The sequence below is a fragment of the Bradyrhizobium sp. AZCC 1577 genome (genome assembly GCF_036924575.1).
Lineage (GTDB): Bacteria > Pseudomonadota > Alphaproteobacteria > Rhizobiales > Xanthobacteraceae > Bradyrhizobium.
On record NZ_JAZHRQ010000001.1, the window covers coordinates 6,781,896 to 6,794,984 of the forward strand.

The 13,089-nt window shown below is 63.0% G+C and carries 15 protein-coding genes; 5 read left to right on the plus strand and 10 right to left on the minus strand.

Annotated elements, in window-relative coordinates; translation table 11 throughout:
* Nucleotides 1–256: 256 nt before the first annotated feature.
* The 6 genes from V1278_RS31975 to ggt all read right to left on the minus strand — a co-directional run bounded on the left by V1278_RS31975 (nucleotide 257) and on the right by ggt (nucleotide 5,333).
* Nucleotides 257–682 carry a VOC family protein gene (locus V1278_RS31975; protein WP_334383485.1) on the minus strand — a complete coding sequence of 142 codons (426 nt, stop codon included), beginning with the start codon at nucleotides 680–682 and terminating at the stop codon, nucleotides 257–259.
* A 131-nt stretch (nucleotides 683–813) separates the two neighbouring features.
* Complete coding sequence (locus V1278_RS31980) at nucleotides 814–1,551, minus strand: enoyl-CoA hydratase/isomerase family protein (RefSeq protein WP_334383486.1); 738 nt, start codon at nucleotides 1,549–1,551, stop codon at nucleotides 814–816.
* A 44-nt stretch (nucleotides 1,552–1,595) separates the two neighbouring features.
* Nucleotides 1,596–2,111, minus strand: a complete 516-nt coding sequence (locus V1278_RS31985; RefSeq protein ID WP_334383487.1) for a cupin domain-containing protein — start codon at nucleotides 2,109–2,111, stop codon at nucleotides 1,596–1,598.
* 129 nt (nucleotides 2,112–2,240) lie between these two features.
* Entirely contained in the window at nucleotides 2,241–3,221 is a 981-nt protein-coding gene (locus V1278_RS31990) for a D-2-hydroxyacid dehydrogenase family protein (protein ID WP_334383488.1), read from the minus strand.
* A gap of 26 nt (nucleotides 3,222–3,247) precedes the next feature.
* The gene (locus V1278_RS31995) at nucleotides 3,248–3,661 is read right to left on the minus strand and encodes an FKBP-type peptidyl-prolyl cis-trans isomerase (protein WP_249734171.1); all 414 of its coding nucleotides are present in this window, start codon (nucleotides 3,659–3,661) and stop codon (nucleotides 3,248–3,250) included.
* Nucleotides 3,662–3,746: 85 nt separating this feature from the next.
* Nucleotides 3,747–5,333 carry a gamma-glutamyltransferase gene (gene ggt, locus V1278_RS32000; protein WP_334383489.1) on the minus strand — a complete coding sequence of 529 codons (1,587 nt, stop codon included), beginning with the start codon at nucleotides 5,331–5,333 and terminating at the stop codon, nucleotides 3,747–3,749.
* A 290-nt stretch (nucleotides 5,334–5,623) separates the two neighbouring features.
* Between ggt and trhO the strand changes: the two genes are divergently transcribed.
* Both trhO and V1278_RS32010 read left to right on the plus strand, forming a co-directional pair.
* Nucleotides 5,624–6,376: an oxygen-dependent tRNA uridine(34) hydroxylase TrhO gene (gene trhO / locus V1278_RS32005; protein WP_334383490.1), complete on the plus strand. Its 753-nt coding sequence runs from the start codon at nucleotides 5,624–5,626 to the stop codon at nucleotides 6,374–6,376.
* Nucleotides 6,360–6,584: a SlyX family protein gene (locus V1278_RS32010; protein WP_028349523.1), complete on the plus strand. Its 225-nt coding sequence runs from the start codon at nucleotides 6,360–6,362 to the stop codon at nucleotides 6,582–6,584. Before trhO ends, V1278_RS32010 begins: the two co-directional genes overlap by 17 nt.
* Nucleotides 6,585–6,653: 69 nt before the next feature.
* Here the strand turns inward: V1278_RS32010 and V1278_RS32015 are convergent, their stop codons facing one another.
* Complete coding sequence (locus tag V1278_RS32015; RefSeq protein WP_334383491.1) at nucleotides 6,654–6,875, minus strand: hypothetical protein; 222 nt, start codon at nucleotides 6,873–6,875, stop codon at nucleotides 6,654–6,656.
* Nucleotides 6,876–7,007: 132 nt separating this feature from the next.
* Between V1278_RS32015 and hemE the strand changes: the two genes are divergently transcribed.
* Nucleotides 7,008–8,054 (plus strand): uroporphyrinogen decarboxylase, encoded by a 1,047-nt coding sequence (gene hemE, locus V1278_RS32020; RefSeq protein ID WP_334383492.1) that lies wholly within the window; start codon nucleotides 7,008–7,010, stop codon nucleotides 8,052–8,054.
* A 135-nt stretch (nucleotides 8,055–8,189) separates the two neighbouring features.
* On the opposite strand, the gene V1278_RS32025 is transcribed toward hemE, so the two are convergent.
* The 3 genes from V1278_RS32025 to V1278_RS32035 all read right to left on the minus strand — a co-directional run bounded on the left by V1278_RS32025 (nucleotide 8,190) and on the right by V1278_RS32035 (nucleotide 11,120).
* Nucleotides 8,190–9,803 (minus strand): GMC family oxidoreductase, encoded by a 1,614-nt coding sequence (locus V1278_RS32025; protein WP_334383493.1) that lies wholly within the window; start codon nucleotides 9,801–9,803, stop codon nucleotides 8,190–8,192.
* A gap of 106 nt (nucleotides 9,804–9,909) precedes the next feature.
* Nucleotides 9,910–10,683 (minus strand): enoyl-CoA hydratase, encoded by a 774-nt coding sequence (locus V1278_RS32030; RefSeq protein WP_334367327.1) that lies wholly within the window; start codon nucleotides 10,681–10,683, stop codon nucleotides 9,910–9,912.
* Nucleotides 10,680–11,120, minus strand: a complete 441-nt coding sequence (locus V1278_RS32035; RefSeq protein ID WP_334367326.1) for a MarR family winged helix-turn-helix transcriptional regulator — start codon at nucleotides 11,118–11,120, stop codon at nucleotides 10,680–10,682. Before V1278_RS32035 ends, V1278_RS32030 begins: the two co-directional genes overlap by 4 nt.
* A 175-nt stretch (nucleotides 11,121–11,295) precedes the next feature.
* Here V1278_RS32035 and V1278_RS32040 point away from each other — a divergent pair, with 175 nt between their 5' ends.
* Complete coding sequence (locus V1278_RS32040; protein WP_334383494.1) at nucleotides 11,296–12,060, plus strand: GntR family transcriptional regulator; 765 nt, start codon at nucleotides 11,296–11,298, stop codon at nucleotides 12,058–12,060.
* A 52-nt stretch (nucleotides 12,061–12,112) separates the two neighbouring features.
* Nucleotides 12,113–13,084 (plus strand): ABC transporter substrate-binding protein, encoded by a 972-nt coding sequence (locus V1278_RS32045; RefSeq protein WP_334367324.1) that lies wholly within the window; start codon nucleotides 12,113–12,115, stop codon nucleotides 13,082–13,084.
* Nucleotides 13,085–13,089 lie beyond the last annotated feature (5 nt).

Sequence of the window (13,089 nt, forward strand, 5' to 3'; positions counted from 1 at the left end):
GGCCGCTCCAGATTTTTATGTCCATCGCGTTGAACGCATTTCGATCGCGACCATCAACCGGCGGGCGAGTAGCCGCGTGCGCCTACCGTCGTCATGCCCGCTTCAAGCGGGGCATCCAGTACTTCGCGGCGTCAGTTCCTTCGCAACAATCGGCAGCACAGCTTACTGGATCGCCCGGTCAAGGCCGGGCGATGACACACTGGGCGAGCTACGAGACGTAGAGATTTGCAGCCTGATTTCTGACGGGTTCGACCTGTCACGCGGTGGCGGGCTGCGCGGCGGTGGCGGCCGCGACATCCATCCACATCACTTCCCAATGATGACCATCGGGATCTTCGAAGCTGCGGCCATACATGAATCCGTAATCCTGCTTCGGACCCGGATCGGCTCCGCCGCCGGCGCCTTGCGCCTTTCCGACCATATCGTCCACTGCGTTGCGGCTGTCGGCGGAAAGGCAGAGCAGGACTTGGCTCGTGGCCTTGGCGTCGGCGATCTTCTTCGAGGTGAACTGGCGATACTTGTCGTGGGTCAGCAGCATCACGTAAATGCTTTCGGACACCACCATGCAGGATGCCGTGTCGTCGGAGAATTGCGGGTTCTTTTCAGCGCCGATCGCCTGATAAAAGGCAGTCGAGCGGGCGAGATCGCTGACCGGCAGGTTGACGAAGATCATTTTGGCCATAAGGGGCTCCTTTTTTCGCGGGGTTCGTGCCAAGGACGAGCGGGCGAGAGCGGACCCGACATCCCTGCTCGAATTATTTTTCGCGCTGGGAAAGGGCGCATGGTTCGCCAGAGTCCGGCGGCGAATGGCCGCTACCTGCCCTTGAAGTCAGGCTTGCGCTTTTCCGCAAACGCCTTGACGCCTTCCTTGAGGTCGTCGCTGTCGCGCACGACGTCGAGCAGCCGGCGCACCTCGGCGACCGTCTCCAGTGGTCCCTTCGGCATCGCATCGCGGGCGAGCTTCTTGAGAGCCCGAACTACCAGCGGCGCATTCGCGGCGATTTTTGCGGCCATCTCCTGGGCGAGCATGACATGCTGCCCCTTCGGCGCGACCTTGTTGACGAAGCCAATCTGGTAGGCCCGCTCCGCCAACATTTCCTCACCGACCAGGAGGAATTCCATGGCGATCTTGTGCGGCATGCGCGCCATCACCGAGGAGACGCCGCCGGCGGTGGTGCCGATCTTGCCCTCGGGGTAGATGAAGCGCGTCGTCTCCGAGGCCACGCACATGTCGGCCATCTGCACCAGCACGAAGGCGCCGCCGACGACCCATCCCGAGGTCGCGGCAATGACCGGCTTGTCCAGCTCAACGCCCAAGCCGGGCACCGCGTGCCACATGTTGACGGGGAGATCCTTCACGTCGGCGCCGACCGAGAAATACGCGTCCTCGGACGAGGCGAGCACCGCCACGCGATCGTCGCTGTCGTGAAAACGCTGCCAGGCCTGCCGCAGTTCGTCGCACAAGGCGTTGTTGAGCGCGTTGTGCGAGGATCTACGATCCATCGTGATGGTGGCGACGTGGCCCGTGCTCTCGTAGCGAACAAGCGTCATTGGATTCTCTCAAGCGGCTGCGATGCCAGGTAACGTTGCAATCGTCACTTCTTCTCGGCGGGATCGCGGTGCACCGGATCGACCCACAGCACCGTCTCCGGCTTTTCCACCGGCTCGATGTCGAGATTGATCGCCACCGCCTCGCCGTCAGAGCGCACCAGCACGCATTCCAGCACCTCGTCGCGGCTGGCATTGATCTCCTGGTGCGGCACGTACGGCGGCACGAAGATGAAATCTCCGGGGCCGGCCTCGGCGGTGAACTGCAGATGTTCGCCCCAGCGCATCCGCGCCTTGCCCTTCACGACATAGATGATGCTTTCGAGATGGCCGTGGTGATGCGCGCCTGTCTTGGCATCGGGCCGGATCGTCACCGTGCCCGCCCACAATTTCTGCGCGCCGACGCGGGCGAAATTGATCGCGGCCTTGCGGTCCATGCCCGCGGTCGAGGGCACGTTGGGATCGAGCTGATTGCCGGGAATCACGCGGACGCCGTCATGCTTCCAGCGCTCGTCGTGATCGTGAGAGTGGTGCGAATGGGTGTGGTCTTGCGTGCCGGTCATTGGGCGCCTTCTCGAAATATTGTTTATCCCGAACGGTATCGAAATCCGGGGTTGCAAACCAGAAGATTAAGGGAGCCGGCGGCGCATGGGCGTCCCGGTTTTCGTCATGGCCGGGCGCACCCCGCCTATTCAACGCCGTCTGGACATCACATCCGGATTGACAACATTCGTCGGTGTTCCGGCGGCATAGGCAACGATTTGATCGAAGATATCCGTGAACTGGATTTCGTATTCGTTGCGCGATACGTAGCCGAGATGCGGCGTGCAGACCACGTTGTCCATGTTCAGGAGCGGATCGTTGACGTCGCGAAGCGGCTCTTTTTCGTAGACGTCCACCGCCGCCATGCCAGGTCTTCCGGCGCGCAGCGCGTTGACCAGCGCGTTCGGCTCGATCAGCGGCGCACGGCTGGTGTTGACCAGAAGCGCCGACGGCTTCATGCGCGCAAGATCTTCTGCTTTCACGATGCCGCGCGTGGCATCGACGAGCCGCATGTGCAGCGAAAGGACGTCGCATCGTTCGAAGAAATCAGCCTTGCCTGCTGCAGTCTCGTATCCGTCGGCGCGGGCCTTCGCCATGGCCGGTTCGCGCGCCCATACCAGCACGTTCATGCCGAACGCCTTGCCGTAGCCCGCGACGACGGCACCGATCCGCCCATAGCCATAAATGCCGAGCGTCTTGCCACGCAGCGTGTGGCCGACGCCGATCTGCCATTTGCCGGCCTTGAGCGCCGCCATCTGCTGCGGAATGGCGCGCATCGCCGCCAGGATCAGGCCCCAGGTGAATTCGGCGGTCGCATAGGACGGCGTATCGGCATGCTGGCTCGACGACACGACGATGCCGAGCCGGGTGCAGGTGTCGATGTCGATATGCGGGTAGACGCTGCGCTGGCTGATCAGCTTCAGTTTCGGCAAGCGTTCCAGCAGCGGTGTCCGGATCTGCGTGCGCTCGCGGATTAACACGAGCGCCTCGGTATCGCGCAGGCGCTCCACCAGCGCATCGACATCCTGGACATGATCGTTCCAGATCGTGACGTCGTGTCCCGCCAGCTTGCCGAAACAATCGAGGGTGCGCAGCGTGTCGAAATAGTCGTCGAGGATCGAGACCTTCACGATGCGTTCCCTCGTTCGGTGTGCGGCTACTTCACCGCCAGCAATTCGACGTCGAACATCAGCGTCGCATTCGGCGGAATGACGCCGCCGGCGCCGCGCGCGCCGTAACCGAGCGCGGGCGGAATGATCAGCGTGCGCTTGCCGCCGACGTTCATCGATGCGACGCCTTCGTCCCAGCCGGCGATCACCTGGCGCTGGCCGATCTTGAACTCGAACGGCTCGTTACGGTCGACGGAGGAATCGAACTTCTTGCCCTTCTGGCCGTTCTCGTAGAGCCAGCCGGTGTAATGCATGACGCAGGTCTGGCCGGTCTTGGGCGAGGCGCCGGTGCCGACCTTGCTGTCGATGATCTGCAAGCCTGAAGCTGTGGTCATGGGTTTTCCTGCGGTCTGGGCCGCTGCCATCCTGATGGCAGCGGGCGTTGAAACCGCGGCTGCCATGGCGGCAAATGCGGTTCGGAAGATCGTGCGTCGCGAGAAGCGCATCTGTTGAACCTCTTTCTGGAGAGACCGAGCTTCTAGACGCTCAGTAGCCCAGCGCGCAACCGTCCTTGCGGGGATCGGAACCGCCGGTCAGCGTGCCCTTTTCCCAGTCGATCCAGATCGCCTGGCCGCCGCCGAGCGGACCGACCACGCTGGTGGTCTTGTGGCCGATCTTCTTCAGGCCCTCGACGATCTCGGCCGGCACACTGTCCTCAAGCTGGTAGACGCCTTCGTAATGCAGGCCGCGCGGCATATCGATGGCTTCCTGCACATCGCAGCCATAGTCCAGCATATTGGTCAGCACGTGGGTCTGTCCCACCGGCTGATACTGGCCGCCCATCACGCCGAATGGCATTATCGCGCGACCGTTCTTGGTCGCGAGCGACGGAATGATGGTGTGCAGCGGGCGCTTGCCCGGCGCGATGCAGTTGGGATGGCCCGGCTGAATCCGGAAGCCGCCGGCGCGGTTCTGCAGGAGGATGCCGGTCTTGTTGGACACGATCGCCGAGCCGAAGGAATGCGCGATCGAGTTAATGAACGAGCAGACGTTGCGGTCCTTGTCGACCACCGTGATGTAGACCGTCGATGGATTCATCGGTGGCGCGACGTTCGGCAGGTCGAGCAGCCGGTCCATCCGGATGTTCTTGATGTGCTCGTCGGCGAATTCCTTGGCGAGGATTCCGGCGACATCGACATGAACATGCTGCGGATCGGCGACGTGCTGCTCTCGCATCATGTAGGCGATGCGCGCGGCTTCCGCCTCCAGATGGAAACGCTCGACGCTGAGTGGCGCGAATTTCGTTAGATCGAAGCGAGAAAGGATATTCAGCATCACTAGCATGGTGATGCCAGGACCGTTCGGCGGGCACTGCCAGACATCGTGGCCTTTGTACATCGTGCCGATCGGCGATGTCGTCTCGGTCGAATGTGCGGCGAAATCTTCCAGCGTGTGCAGGCCGCCGATGCCGCGCAAGGTCTCTACCATGTCCGCGGCGATCTCGCCGGTATAAAAGGCGTCGCGGCCGTTCTTGGCGATCGCACGCAGGGTCTTGCCCAATTCGGGCTGGTGGATCACGTCGCCAGCCACCGCGGGCTTGCCGTGCGGCAGCAGATAGCGCTCGGTGTTGGTGCCGTTCTTCAGCTTCTCGAACTGGTTCTTCCAGTCGAAAGCAATACGGGGCGCGACGACGTAGCCTTCCTCCGCAGCCTTGATCGCGGGCTGCAGAAGCGTATCGAGTCCCATCTTGCCGTGGTCGCGCAGGATCGTCTCCCAGGCGTCGATCGCGCCGGGAATGCTCACCGCATGCGCCGAGGTCAGCGGTACCGAACGGATCTTGCGTTCAAGGTACCATTCGGCCTTGGCCGCCATCGGCGCGCGGCCAGAGCCATTATAGGCGACAATCTTGCCCTCGCCCCTGGGTTGGATCAGCGCGAAGCAATCGCCCCCGATACCGGTCGATTGCGGCTCGATGACGCCGAGCAACGCGCAAGCCGCGACCGCGGCGTCCGCCGCCGTGCCGCCCGCCCTCATCACGTCGATTGCGACCAATGCGGCCTCCGGATGCGACGTTGCCACCATCGCGTTCTGGGCATGGACCGTGGAGCGGCCGGCGAAATGGAAATTCCTCATCGCGAGTGCTTTCTTTTCAGCGTTTCTTGAGCATCCCGCGGAAGCATCGGGCGGGTTTACAGACGGTTCTTTGGCATATTCATCCCCGGCAGGGCAATGGCTGGCATGCCAAGAAAAGTCACCGATCTCCGTCGCCCCTGCGAACGCAGGGGCCCATACGCTGTGTCCTATGGAGAAGGCACTGCGGTAGACGCCTTCTGCCATTCCGACGACTGGTGGTTATGGGTCCCTGCGTTCGCAGGGACGACGACGGGGTTTCCCCTGCGCGGCTCGCCTGATAAACGATCGCCATGTCGCTCAAGGTCGCCGCCTTCTATCAATTCGCCGCGCTGCCGGACTTCCGGGAGTTGCGCGAACCGCTGGGCTCGTTTGCTGCAGGCCTCGGGCTGAAGGGCAGCGTGCTACTGGCGCATGAGGGCATCAACGGCACGGTTGCGGGCGGCGATGCGAGCATCGACGCGTTCGTCGGCGAATTGCAGCACGGCGCCCTTTTCGGCGGGCGGCTCGGCAATCTCGAACTCAAGTTTTCAACCGCTTCCGAGATGCCGTTTCGGCGGCTGAAGATCCGGCTGAAGAAGGAAATCGTTACGCTCGGAGATATGGCGGTTGATCCGACGCGCCAGGTCGGCACCTATGTCGAGCCGTCAGACTGGAACGAACTGATTGCAGCCCCCGACACGCTGATCATCGACACCCGCAATGCGTTCGAAGTGGCGATGGGGACGTTCGAAGGCGCGATCGACCCCGGCCTCAAGAGCTTTGGGCAGTTCAAGGAATTCGCCGCACAGAAGCTCGATCCGGCGAAGCACAAGAAGATTGCGATGTTCTGCACTGGCGGTATCCGATGCGAGAAGGCCAGCGCCTATCTGCTGGCGCACGGATTTGACGAGGTCTATCATCTCAAGGGCGGCATCCTCCGCTATCTCGAAGGCGTACCGGAGAATGAGAGCCGCTGGCGCGGCGAATGCTTCGTGTTCGACGAACGCGTGGCGCTGGGCCACGGCCTGCGGCAGCGACGAGGGAACGATGGCGCGCACGAATGACGTCACCGCACTGAGCGAGCGCCTCGACGCGCTGGAAATACGGGCGACGTTCCAGGATGAGACGATCGAGGTGCTGAATCACACGATTACCGCACAGTGGCACCAGATCGATTCCTTGACGCGCCAATTGGCTGAACTGAAGGAGCGGCTGCGGGAAGCCGAAAGCAACTTGCCCGGTCCGGCGAACGAGCCGCCGCCGCATTATTGAAGTACAAACAGAAACGGCCTCCCTTGGGGAGGCCGTTTGCCACGCGAAACAATACGCGCCATTCTTGCACTAGCGGAAGGCGGCGCGAACCTTGTGCCACAGCGATGGTTTCTCATGTTCGTGATCGGCTTTCGACGGCGCCGGTTGCGCAGCGCTCACGGGGTCCGATGCCGGAAACGTGTCGACCAGCCCGGCCTCGAGTTTTTCATGGATTTCCCGGTCGGCCTTCAGCGCTTCGCGGGGATCGTCGGCGTGCTTGTCGTGCGCAGCAGGATTGAACTTCTGGGCCATAGGAACCTCCATGAGTGAGATAACGGCCCCGTTTTACGCCGGTTCCACGTTTGCCCTCGCTATCCGTCCTTGGCCTCGAGGGAACCTGCGTGTATCAGAGGCGCACCCGCCGCGCCCGCAGGAATCCACGTCTTGTCTCAGAAATCCGTCGTGAAACCTTTCGTCGAAGTGCTCTCCGGCCACAGGCAGAAGGTGCCGCCGGTGTGGATGATGCGACAGGCCGGCCGCTATCTGCCGGAGTATCGCGAGCTGCGCGCCAAGGCGGGGAGTTTCCTCGATTTGTGCTTTACGCCGGAATATGCCGCTGAGGTAACGCTGCAGCCGATCCGCCGTTTCAACTTCGATGCGGCGATCATTTTTTCCGACATTCTCGTCATCCCCTACGCACTCGGCCGCTCCGTGCGCTTCGAGGCCGGCGAAGGTCCGCGGCTTGATCCGCTGGATACCCCCGAGCATGTGGCGGCGCTCGCGCGCCATGCCGATTTCGGCAAGCTGGAGCCGGTCTATGAAGCGTTACGTCGCGTGAAGCGCGAGCTTGCACCTGAGATCGCGCTGATCGGCTTCTGCGGCGCGCCCTGGACAGTCGCAACCTACATGGTTGCAGGACAAGGCACGCCGGACCAGGCGCCGGCGCGGATGATGGCCTACCGTCATCCCGAGGCGTTCGCTGAAATCATCGACGTGCTGGTGGAGAATTCGATCCAGTATCTGCTCGGCCAGCTCAAGGCCGGCGCTGACTGCTTGCAGATCTTCGACACCTGGGCCGGCGTGCTGCCGCCGCGCGAATTCGAGCGCTGGTCGATCGAGCCGGCGAAGCGCATCGTTGCCGGCGTGCGCGCGCAAGTGCCGGACGCCAAGATCATCGGCTTTCCGCGCGGCGCCGGCGCGCTGCTGCCGGCCTATGTGGAAGCAACGGGCGTCAATGCGGTGAGCATCGACTGGGCGGCCGAACCTTCCATGATCCGCGAGCGCGTGCAGAACCGTGTCGCCGTGCAGGGCAATCTCGATCCGCTGGCGCTGGTCGCAGGTGGCGCCGCGCTCGACCGCGCCGTCGACGACGTGCTGGCGAACTACGCGCAAGGACGGCTGATCTTCAACCTCGGCCACGGCATCCAGCCGGAAACGCCCATCGCCCATGTCGAGCAGATGCTCAAGCGGGTGCGGGGGTGGAAGGGATGATGCGACATCGCCGTCATGCCCGCGAAGGCGGGCATCCAGTAACCGCCAGCGGAGGCAAGAGCCGAAACGTCACGGCGTACTGGATCATCCGCCTTCGCGGATGATGACAGCGGTGTTTGCCGCTGACGCCGTTGCCTACCTTGCATCCTCCAAAATCATGTCGGAGGCCTTCTCCGCGATCATAATCGTCGGCGCATTTGTATTGCCGGACATCAGGTCCGGCATGATCGAGGCGTCGACCACGCGAAGGCCTTCGATGCCGCGCACGCTCAAGCGCTGGTCGACGACCGCGAGCGCATCGCTGCCCATCCGGCAGGTCGAGGTCGGGTGATAGACCGTGCTGCCGGTGCGGCGGCAGAAATCCAGCAGTTCGTCGTCGCTCTGCACCTTCGAACCCGGATCGACTTCTGAGACCGCGTAAGCCTTCAGCGCGGGGGCTGCGAGAATCTTGCGCAGGATGCGGATGCCGTCGATGAAAGCGCGGCGATCGGTTTCGGTGGCGAGGTAATTGATGCGGATTTCCGGCGGTTGGGAAGGATCGGCGCTCCTGATACGCAGCGAGCCGCGGCTCTCCGGGCGCAACTGGCAGACGGAGGCGGTGAACCCGGAAAGCGCATGCAGCTTCTCGCCCATCTTGTCGGTCGAGAACGGCAGAAAGTGAATCTGAATGTCGGGCGACGCCAGCCGTGGGCTGGTCTTGAAGAAAGCGCCTGACGTGCCGGCCGCGATCGTCAGCGGCCCCTTGCGCAGGGCTGCGTACTGAATGCCCGCCATCATCTTGCGGATCGGGTTGTTGACGACATCGTTGAGCGTGCACTTTTGCGCGCAACGCGTGATCAGGCGGACCTGCATGTGGTCCTGCAGATCATTGCCGACGCCGGGCGCATCGAGCACGATCTCGATGCCGTGCTGCTTCAACAGATCCGCCGGCCCGACGCCGGATAGCTGCAGCAGTTGCGGCGAGTTGTATGCGCCGCTGGAGACCAGAATTTCCTTGCGCGCCCGTGCAGTGCGCACGCGGCCTTCCTGCTTGTACTCGACCGCCTTGGCGCGGCGGCCTTCGAACAGGATGCGCTGCGCCAGCGCCGAAGTCTCGATGTGAAGGTTAGGCCGCTTCCTGGCCGGACGAAGGTAGGAGAACGCAGTGCTGGCCCGGCGCCCACGCCTTGTCGTCGTCTGGAAAAATCCCGCGCCCTCCTGCGTGGCACCGTTGAAATCGGGATTGGTCGGAATGCCGGCCTCAGCCGCGGCGACGACAAACGCTTCCGACAGGGGATCATGATGCCGCCAGTCGGATACCGGCAGCGGGCCGCCGGCGCCGTGATATTTGTCGGCGCCGCGCTGCTGGTTCTCGGCCTTCCTGAAATAGGGCAGTACGTCGTCATAGCCCCAGCCGGCATTGCCGCGCTGCCGCCATCGATCGTAATCCTCATGCTGGCCCCGCACATAGAGCAGGCCGTTGATGGAACTGGAGCCGCCGAGCACTTTGCCGCGCGGCTGGAACACCTGCCTCCCGTTCAATTCCGGTTCGGGCTCGGTTTGGTACATCCAGTTGACGGATTTTTCCTTGAACAGCCTGCCGTAGCCGAGCGGCACATGGATCCAGAGATTGGTGTCCTTCGGCCCGGCCTCCAGCAACAGGACGGAGTACTTGCCGTCGGCCGTCAATCGATTGGCGAGCACGCATCCGGCCGATCCGGCGCCGACGATGACGTAGTCGAATTCGGAAGTGTCATTGTTCTTGTTCATTTGTTTCCCCCGCGGGCGGCCCAAAGAGGTAGCTGGGCCGCCACGGGCGGTCAATTGCCTCGCCGTCGCAGGCGAGAAAAACCATCTTCAATGCGGCCGGTGCCGGCTAGCTTGCCAGTTTCGAAAAGTCCGGCGGCCGGCGCTCGGCGAACGCAACGAAAGCCTCACGCGCCTCCATCGTCTTCAAGCGAGCCGCGAACTGCTCGCTCTCGGCCTTGATCTGCGCCATCAGGAGTTCCGGGTTGCGCATCAGCCGTTTGGTCGTGCTGACGGCGCCTGCCGGCTGTTTCGCCAACCGCGACGCGAAAGCCTTCGCTTCCGCATCGAGCTTGTCGAGCGGCACCACGCGGCTGGCAAGTCCCCAGGCGAATGCGGATTTGGCATCGACCGCCTCACCGAGCGCGAACATCTCGAAGGCGCGGGCATAGCCGATGCGAAGCGGCATCAGCAGGCTGGAAGCTGCTTCCGGCACCAGCGCCAGGTTAACGAACGGGGTCGACAACAGCGCATTCTCGGCCAACACGACCAGATCGCAGTGCAAGAGCATCGTGGTGCCGATGCCGACGGCGCGGCCCTGAACGGCTGCGACCAGCGGGCGGCTCGAATGTGCAAGCGCCTGCAGGAAGCGGCCGACATGGCGCTCGCCCTGAAGTGTGCCGGTTGCAATGGCCGCAAACTCGCCAACGTCGTTGCCGGCGGTGAACATGTCGCCCTCGCCGCGGATCAGCAGCACGCGGACGGATGAATCCGTCTCGGCGGCCTCGATCGCGTCCGCAAGCGCGCCGTACATCGCGTTCGTCAGCGCGTTCTTCTTGTCGGGGCGAGCCATCGTCAGGCTCAAAATCCCGTCGCTCTTCTCGATCTTGATGTGCTCGGTCATTCGTCTTCTCCTTTGGGAAATCTGCTCTGCATGGTGGTAAGCCAGCGCGCAACGACATCGATCTCGGCGTCGGTAAACCCTTCCGTGAGCCGCGCGTTGACCTCGGCGAGCCCGGCTTTCGACTGCGCCATCGCCGCGCGGCCGGCCGGCGTCAGCCAGAGACGCCACGCACGCCCGTCATCCGGATCGGCCCGCCGCTCGATCAGATTCGCCGCCGTCATCCGGTCCACCAATCCGCTGATGCCAGGTGGTCCAAGATCGAGCGCCGCACCCGCCTCGCCCATCAGGGCGCCGTCGCGCTGGCCCAGGACGAAGAGCAGGCCGGACTGCGCGGCGGTCACGCCGCTGCGCGGGGACCGCGCCGCCATCCAGCGCTGCAGCCGGCGCTGCGCGACGTTGAGCAGGAACACGAGCCGGTGCTCGCGACGCGGGCTCATATCGATGAGGTCAATTTATTTCGCATGCGAATTATCTAAGCAAGTGCAAGGAGGTTGTCACGACGATTTTTGATCCGGCTCATCGAGAAATATTTGGGCTCGTCGGCTTGAAGCCGAGTTGGCGAGAAAGGAAATCAAGCATAGGCAGTGGTTTAGGCGGAAAATCGATTTTCGATTGACGATCCTACCTACTCTCGCCAAGCTGCCCGCCATGAGCAGTATCGGGTTGAGTTTTGGCGAGCGCCTTGACGACGAACGGCCGCGAAGCCTGACCTCCGCCGTTCAGGAACGGCTGCGCGCGGATATTCTCTCGACCCGGCTGCTACCCGGCCAGAAGCTCCATATCGCCGGTCTCGCCAAACAGTTTTCGGTCAGCCTCGCCGCGGTGCGCGAGGCGCTGTCGCGGCTGGTCGCGGACGGGTTGGTGCAGGCGTCCGACCAGCGCGGCTTTCGTGTCAGCCCGGTATCATCAGCCGACCTCAGGGACGTGACACAGACCCGCGTCGATATCGAAGGGCTGGCGTTGCGCCGTTCGATCGAGCGTGGCGATGCGGCATGGCTTGCCTCGGTGGAGAAATCTTTCGCGGCGCTCTGCGCCGTGCCCTACACCTACCCCGACGATCCGACCCATCACTACGAGGAGTGGGTGGTGCGGCACAGAGTCTTTCACCGCACGCTGGTGAACGCCTGCGGCTCGCAATGGTTGCTCGGTTTTCGCGACGTCCTGCACGAGCAGAGCGAACGCTATCGAAGGCTTGCGATCCGGCGCAACACCGAACACACACGCGACGTCGAGGCCGAACACGCGGCAATCGTGCATGCCGTGCTGAAGCGCGATGCCGATGCCGCGGTCGCGGCGCTCTCGAAGCATTTCATGACGACCATGCATCTCGTCGAGCTCGCGACACCGAAACCGTTCGGAGGTGGCGCCCCCGCCTGATCGACCGTTCAAAGAACAAATCAAATCAAGAAAAGCAAAGGGAAACGTCACCATGAGAATCACGCGACGCCAAATACTGGCAACGATTGCGACCGCCACCGTGCTTGGCGCATCAGGCATGGCGCAAGCTGCCGATACCGTCCGCATCGGGCTTCCGACGAAAACCTACTGGCCCACGACGATCGCGGAAACCGCTGTGCGCCAAAAGCTGTTCCAGAAGGAAGGCATCACGGCCGAACTCACGATCTATCGCGGCGGCGCCGAGACCTTTGAGGCGATGGCGGCGGGCGCCGCCGACGTCATTCTCGACGCCACTTCGCTGGTATCGGCCGGGCGCAAGAAGGGCGTGAACTCCAAGGTGCTCGCGAGCGCAGCCACGGGCTATTACGGCTGGCAGTTGATGACGCTTTCGAAATCGACGCTTGGGGTGAAGGACCTGAACGGCAAGAAGGTCGCCATCACCTCCGCAGGCTCCGGCTCCGACCTGCTGGCGTTGTGGACCCAGCAGGACAAGAAAATCGAATTCACCCGCGTTCCCGTCGGCGGCGGCGGCCTGGTTCCGAACCTGCTCGCCGGCAATGTCGACGCGGCCGTCGTCTATTCTCCGCTGAGCTTCCAGATCTCCAAATCAGGCGAAGCGCGCACCATCCTCGACTTCTCCAAGGAAGTGCCGCCGAACCTCGCCGCCGGCTGGATCGCGCTCGACAAATACGTGCAGGACAAGCCGCAACTCGTACAGAAGACGCTGAACGCACTCTATGGCGCACTGATGTACATGCGCGCCAACAAGGACGCCTCCGTCAAGCTGATCACCGAGCTCTATGAAATTCCCGCCGAGATCGCGGCGCTGGAATATGATAACACGATCATGAAGCTGGAAACCGACGGCAGCATGGATGGTCCGAAGATTCCGGAACAGCTCCAGCTCGCGCTCGACATGGCCAAGGCGGGCGGCATGAAGGACCTTGGGCCGGCCTCGGAAATTATCTCGACGCAGTTCAAGCCGGTTCCGACCAAGTTCTGAGACAC

Excerpts from the sequence above, each read along its gene's own strand:
- V1278_RS32010 (WP_028349523.1), top strand. The coding sequence starts at position 6,360 with ATGGCGCGCACGAATGACGTCACCGCACTGAGCGAGCGCCTCGACGCG.
- V1278_RS31985 (WP_334383487.1), bottom strand. The coding sequence starts at position 2,111 with ATGACCGGCACGCAAGACCACACCCATTCGCACCACTCTCACGATCAC.
- V1278_RS32015 (WP_334383491.1), bottom strand. The coding sequence starts at position 6,875 with ATGGCCCAGAAGTTCAATCCTGCTGCGCACGACAAGCACGCCGACGAT.
- V1278_RS32035 (WP_334367326.1), bottom strand. The coding sequence starts at position 11,120 with ATGAGCCCGCGTCGCGAGCACCGGCTCGTGTTCCTGCTCAACGTCGCG.
- V1278_RS31980 (WP_334383486.1), bottom strand. The coding sequence starts at position 1,551 with ATGACGCTTGTTCGCTACGAGAGCACGGGCCACGTCGCCACCATCACG.
- V1278_RS32045 (WP_334367324.1), top strand. The coding sequence starts at position 12,113 with ATGAGAATCACGCGACGCCAAATACTGGCAACGATTGCGACCGCCACC.
- trhO (WP_334383490.1), top strand. The coding sequence starts at position 5,624 with ATGTCGCTCAAGGTCGCCGCCTTCTATCAATTCGCCGCGCTGCCGGAC.
- ggt (WP_334383489.1), bottom strand. The coding sequence starts at position 5,333 with ATGAGGAATTTCCATTTCGCCGGCCGCTCCACGGTCCATGCCCAGAAC.
- V1278_RS31975 (WP_334383485.1), bottom strand. The coding sequence starts at position 682 with ATGGCCAAAATGATCTTCGTCAACCTGCCGGTCAGCGATCTCGCCCGC.
- V1278_RS32030 (WP_334367327.1), bottom strand. The coding sequence starts at position 10,683 with ATGACCGAGCACATCAAGATCGAGAAGAGCGACGGGATTTTGAGCCTG.
- V1278_RS31995 (WP_249734171.1), bottom strand. The coding sequence starts at position 3,661 with ATGGCAGCCGCGGTTTCAACGCCCGCTGCCATCAGGATGGCAGCGGCC.
- V1278_RS32025 (WP_334383493.1), bottom strand. The coding sequence starts at position 9,803 with ATGAACAAGAACAATGACACTTCCGAATTCGACTACGTCATCGTCGGC.